This window comes from Teichococcus deserti (assembly GCF_001982615.1).
GTDB classification, from domain to species: domain Bacteria; phylum Pseudomonadota; class Alphaproteobacteria; order Acetobacterales; family Acetobacteraceae; genus Pseudoroseomonas; species Pseudoroseomonas deserti.
In genome coordinates this window covers 1-4,768 of the sequence record NZ_MLCO01000396.1, presented here as the reverse complement: position 1 = coordinate 4,768, position 4,768 = coordinate 1, and the positions used below count along the sequence as shown (strand labels likewise).

Annotated in this window: 3 protein-coding genes; 2 read left to right on the top strand and 1 reads right to left on the bottom strand. The window is 71.4% G+C overall.

Annotated features, from left to right (window positions below):
- Positions 1–67 precede the first annotated feature (67 nt).
- The gene (locus BKE38_RS27915; RefSeq protein ID WP_076960427.1) at positions 68–1,219 is read left to right on the top strand and encodes an efflux RND transporter periplasmic adaptor subunit; all 1,152 of its coding nucleotides are present in this window, start codon (positions 68–70) and stop codon (positions 1,217–1,219) included.
- Positions 1,220–1,250: 31 nt separating this feature from the next.
- The gene (locus BKE38_RS27910) at positions 1,251–4,421 is read left to right on the top strand and encodes an efflux RND transporter permease subunit (protein ID WP_076960426.1); all 3,171 of its coding nucleotides are present in this window, start codon (positions 1,251–1,253) and stop codon (positions 4,419–4,421) included.
- A gap of 149 nt (positions 4,422–4,570) precedes the next feature.
- Here BKE38_RS27910 and BKE38_RS32535 read toward each other — a convergent pair.
- The coding region (locus BKE38_RS32535; RefSeq protein ID WP_420014343.1) for a hypothetical protein at positions 4,571–4,768 on the bottom strand (198 nt) is incomplete at its 5' end.

Sequence of the window (4,768 nt, the reverse complement as noted above, 5' to 3'; positions counted from 1 at the left end):
ATGATACCGACCGGTTCGTATCAATAGGGACGAACCGGTCGGTATCATCCGGCCCAGGAGATTGGCCATGCCGACCCCCTTCCGCAAGACCCTTCCGCTGCTGGCCCTCGCCATGGCGGCCCCGCTCTCCCTCTCCACCCCCGCCTTTGCCCAGCCTGCCCCCTCGGTCACCGTTGCCCAGCCCGTGCAGCGCCGCGTTACCGAATGGGAGGAGCATATCGCCCGCCTCGAGCCCTCGGCCCGGGTCGAGCTGCGCGCCCGCGTCTCCGGCCAGGTCGAGCAGGTGCATTTCCGCGACGGCCAGCTGGTGAAGGCGGGCGACCTGCTCTTCACCATCGACCCGCGGCCCTTCGAGATCGCCGTCGAAAGCGCCCGCGCCGAGCTCGCCAAGGCGCAGGCGCGGCTGGATCTCGCGCAGCAGGACATCGACCGCACGGCGCCGCTGGTGCGCGACCGCATCGCCCCGCAGGCGCAGCTCGACAGCCGCCGCGCCGCGCAGCGCGACGCCCAGGCGGCCATCGCCGCCGCCCGCGCCCAACTGCGCCAGGCCGAGCTGGAGCTCAGCTGGACCGAGGTGCGCGCCCCCCAGGCCGGCCGCGTCTCCGACCGCCGCGTCGATGCCGGCAACCTGGTGCAGCAGAGCGGCACCTTGCTGACCACCATCCTGGCGCTGGACCCGATCTACGCCACCTTCGACATCAGCGAGGCCGATTTTCTCCGACTGTCCCGCGCAGGCGTCGCGCGTGCCGGCAGCGAAGGCGCCCGCGTCGGGCTGCGGCTGGCGGATGAGACGAACTGGGAGCGTGTCGGGCAGCTCGACTTCGTCGACACCGCCATCGACCCGCGCTCCGGCACCATGCGGGCGCGCGCGCTGCTGGCCAATGCCGACATGTTCCTGACGCCCGGCAGCTTCGCCCGCCTGCGGCTGCGCGCCGGCGAGGGCGAGGCGCTGCTGCTGCCGGACGCCGCCATCGCCGCCGACCAGGCCGCCCGCGTCGTCATGACGGTGGCAGCCGATGGCACGGTGGTGCCCAAGCCCGTGGCGCTGGGCCCGGTGATCGACGGGCTGCGCGTGGTGCGCAGCGGCCTCTCGGCCCAGGACCGCGTCATCGTGGCCGGCCTGCACCGCGCCCGCCCCGGCACCAAGGTGACCGCCGAGGCCGCGCCGCTCCAGCCCGGCCAGCCGGGCGCCCCCTCGCGGCTCGCCGAAGCGCGCTGAGCCGGCCCCTCCTCCAGCGGGACATGCCCCCATGCGCTTCGCGCAATTCTTCATCAAGCGGCCGGTCTTCGCGGCCGTCATCTCGATCGCCATCACCCTGGTCGGCGGCATCGCCGGCTTCGGCCTGCCGATCAGCGAATATCCCGAGATCGCGCCGCCGACGGTGACGGTCACCGCCACCTATCCCGGCGCCTCGGCCCAGACCATCGCCGAGACGGTGGCGACGCCGATCGAGCAGGAGATCAACGGCGTCGACGGGATGCTCTATCTCGGCTCGCAATCGACCGGCGACGGCAGGCTGACGGTGACCGTGGTGTTCCGCCAGGGCACCGACGTGGATTCCGCCCAGGTGCTGGTGCAGAACCGCGTCGCCGTGGCCGAGCCGCGGCTGCCCGAGGAGGTGCGCCGCCTCGGCCTGCAGGTGCGCAAGGCCTCGCCCGACCTGCTGATGGTCGTGCACATGCTCTCCCCCGACGGCTCGCGCGACCAGCAATATGTCTCGAACTACGCGACGCTGAACGTGCGCGACCGGCTGGCCCGGCTGGATGGCGTCGGCGACGTGCAGATCTTCGGCGCCCGCGATTACTCCATGCGCGTCTGGCTGGACCCGGCCAAGGTCGCCGCCCGCGGCCTGACGCCGGGCGAGGTGGTGGCCGCCCTGCAGCGCGCCAATCTGCAGGTCGCTGCCGGCGGGCTGAACCAGCCGCCGACCGGCGCCGGCCATGGCCAGGCCTTCCAGGTCAATGTCGAGGCGCTGGGGCGCCTCGCCTCGCCCGAGCAGTTCGGCGAGATCGTCGTCGCCACCAACCAGGGCGGCGCCCCGGTGCGGGTGCGCGACATCGCCCGCGTCGAGCTCGGCAGCCAGGACTACACGGTCAACGCCTATCTGAACAACCAGACGGCGACCGCCATCCCGATCTTCCAGCGCCCCGGCTCCAACGCGCTGGCCACCGCCGACGGCATCCGCGCCACCATGGAGGAGCTGTCGCAGCGCTTCCCGCCCGGGCTGCAATACAGCATCGTCTATGACACCACCCGCTTCATCGCCCAGTCGATGGAGGCGGTGCTGCACACCTTCATCGAGGCGATCCTGCTGGTCGTCGTCGTCGTCATCCTGTTCCTGCAGTCCTGGCGCGCGGCGGTGATCCCGCTGCTGGCCATCCCGGTCTCCATCGTCGGCACCTTCGCGGCGATGTCGATGCTCGGCCTGTCGCTGAACACGCTGTCCATGTTCGGCCTGATCCTGGCCATCGGCATCGTCGTCGACGACGCCATCGTGGTCGTGGAAAACGTCGAGCGGCATCTCGCCGAGGGCATGACGCCGCAGAAGGCCGCCGAGCTCACCATGGACGAGGTCGGCTTCGCGCTGCTGGCCATCGCCCTCGTCCTCTGCGCCGTCTTCGTCCCCACGTCGTTCATCTCGGGCATCGCCGGCGCCTTCTACCGCCAGTTCGCGGTGACCATCGCGGTGGCGACGCTGATCTCGGCCCTCGTCTCGCTGACCCTGTCGCCGGCGCTGGCCGCCCTCCTGCTGAAGCCGCACAGCCACCACAAGGCGACCGGCTGGCGCGCCTGGATCGCGGCGCCCTTCGGCCTGTTCTTCCGCGGCTTCAACCGGATGTTCGACGCCATGTCGAACGGCTATGGCGCGCTGACGCGGCGCCTGGTGCGCCTCGGCGCCGTGATGCTGGTGCTCTTCGCCGGCCTCCTGGTGCTGACCGGGCAGACGGTGCGGACCACGCCGACCGGGCTGATCCCGCCGCTCGACCGCGGCTATCTGATCGCCGCCTTCCAGCTGCCGCCGGGCGCCAGCCTGGCCCGCACCGACGCCGTGGTCCGCCGCGCCTCGGAGACGGTGATGACGGTGCCGGGCGTCGAGGGCGCGGTCGCCTTCGTCGGCTTCGACGGCGCCACCTTCACCAATGCGCCGAATTCCGGCGTGATCTTCGTGACGCTCAAGCCCTTCGAGGAGCGCATCGCCCAGCATATCGAATACGGCGCCATCCTCGGCCAGCTGCAGGCCAAGCTGGGCGAGGAGCGCGAGGCGATGGCCCTCGTCATCCCGCCGCCCTCCGTCTCCGGCATCGGCACCGGCGGCGGCTTCAAGCTCTATGTGCAGGACCGCAGCGGCCGTGGCCCGCGCGCGCTGGAGGCTGCGACCAACGAGATCGTCGGCGCGGCCAATGGCCTGCCCGAGATCGCCATGGCCTTCACCCTGTTCAACACCGCGACGCCGACCCTGCATGCCGAGGTCGACCGCAGCAAGGCGGAGATGCTGGGCGTGCCGCTGTCGCGCGTCTCCGAGGCGCTGTCGGTCTATCTCGGCTCGGCCTTCGTCAACGACTTCAACATCCTGGGCCGCACCTACCGGGTCACCGCCCAGGCCGAGGAGGAGCAGCGCCTGACGCCGCGCGACGTCGCCCTGCTGCGCACCCGCAACGACGCCGGCGACATGGTGCCGATCGGCGCGCTGGCCAGCTTCAGCGACGACACCGCGCCCTACCGCATGCCGCGCTACAACCTCTACCCGGCGGCGGAGATCCAGGGCGCGGCCAAGCCCGGCGTCTCCACCGGCCAGGCGCTCGCCGCCATGCAGCGCCTGCTGGCCGAGAAGCTGCCGGACGGCTTCGCCTATGAATGGACCGAGATCGCGCTGCAGGAGACGACGCAGGGCGACACCGCCCCCATCGCCTTCGGCCTGGCCGTGGTCTTCGTCTTCCTGCTGCTGGCCGCGCTCTATGAGAGCTGGCTGCTGCCGCTGGCGGTGGTGCTGATCGCGCCGATGTCGGTGCTGGCGGCGCTGGCCGGCGTGCTGTGGCGCGGCCTCGACAACAACGTGCTGGTGCAGGTCGGGCTGGTCGTCCTTGTCGGCCTGGCCGCCAAGAACGCCATCCTGATCGTCGAGTTCGCCCGCAGCGCGGAGGAGGAGGGCATGACCCGCTGGCAGGCCGCCGAGGCCGCCGCCCGCACCCGCCTGCGGCCGATCCTGATGACCTCGCTGGCCTTCATCCTGGGCGTGCTGCCGCTGGCCATCGCCACCGGCGCGGGCGCCGAGATGCGGCAGAGCCTGGGCACCGCCGTCTTCGCCGGCATGCTGGGCGTGACCATCTTCGGCCTGGCCTTCACGCCGCTCTTCTACGTCGTGGCGCGGGCCATGGCGGGGCGGGAGAAGAAGACAAGCCAGGTGGTGGCAGCAGAGTAAGGCAGGCAAGCAGCAGGGGGCTCCGCCCCCTGCACCCCCGCCGGGGTGATAGTATCACCCCGGACCCCGCCATTCTTTGGCACCTTGGGGCCTGAGGCGGGACGCAAAATGAATGTGGGGGTCTGGGGGCATTCAATGCCCCCAGCTTCTTACTTCTCCTGAAGAATCTTCCTCAGCGCACTGGACAGAATCCGATCCGACAACTCCGGATCGTCCACCGCCCGCGCCAGGGTGAGCGCCCCGGTCAGCAGCGCCACCGCCGCCAGCGCTTCCTCGCCCTCGGGCAGCAGCGCCGCCAGCCGGCCCGCCATCCCCTTCACCCCGGCCGTATAGGCCTGCCGCACCCC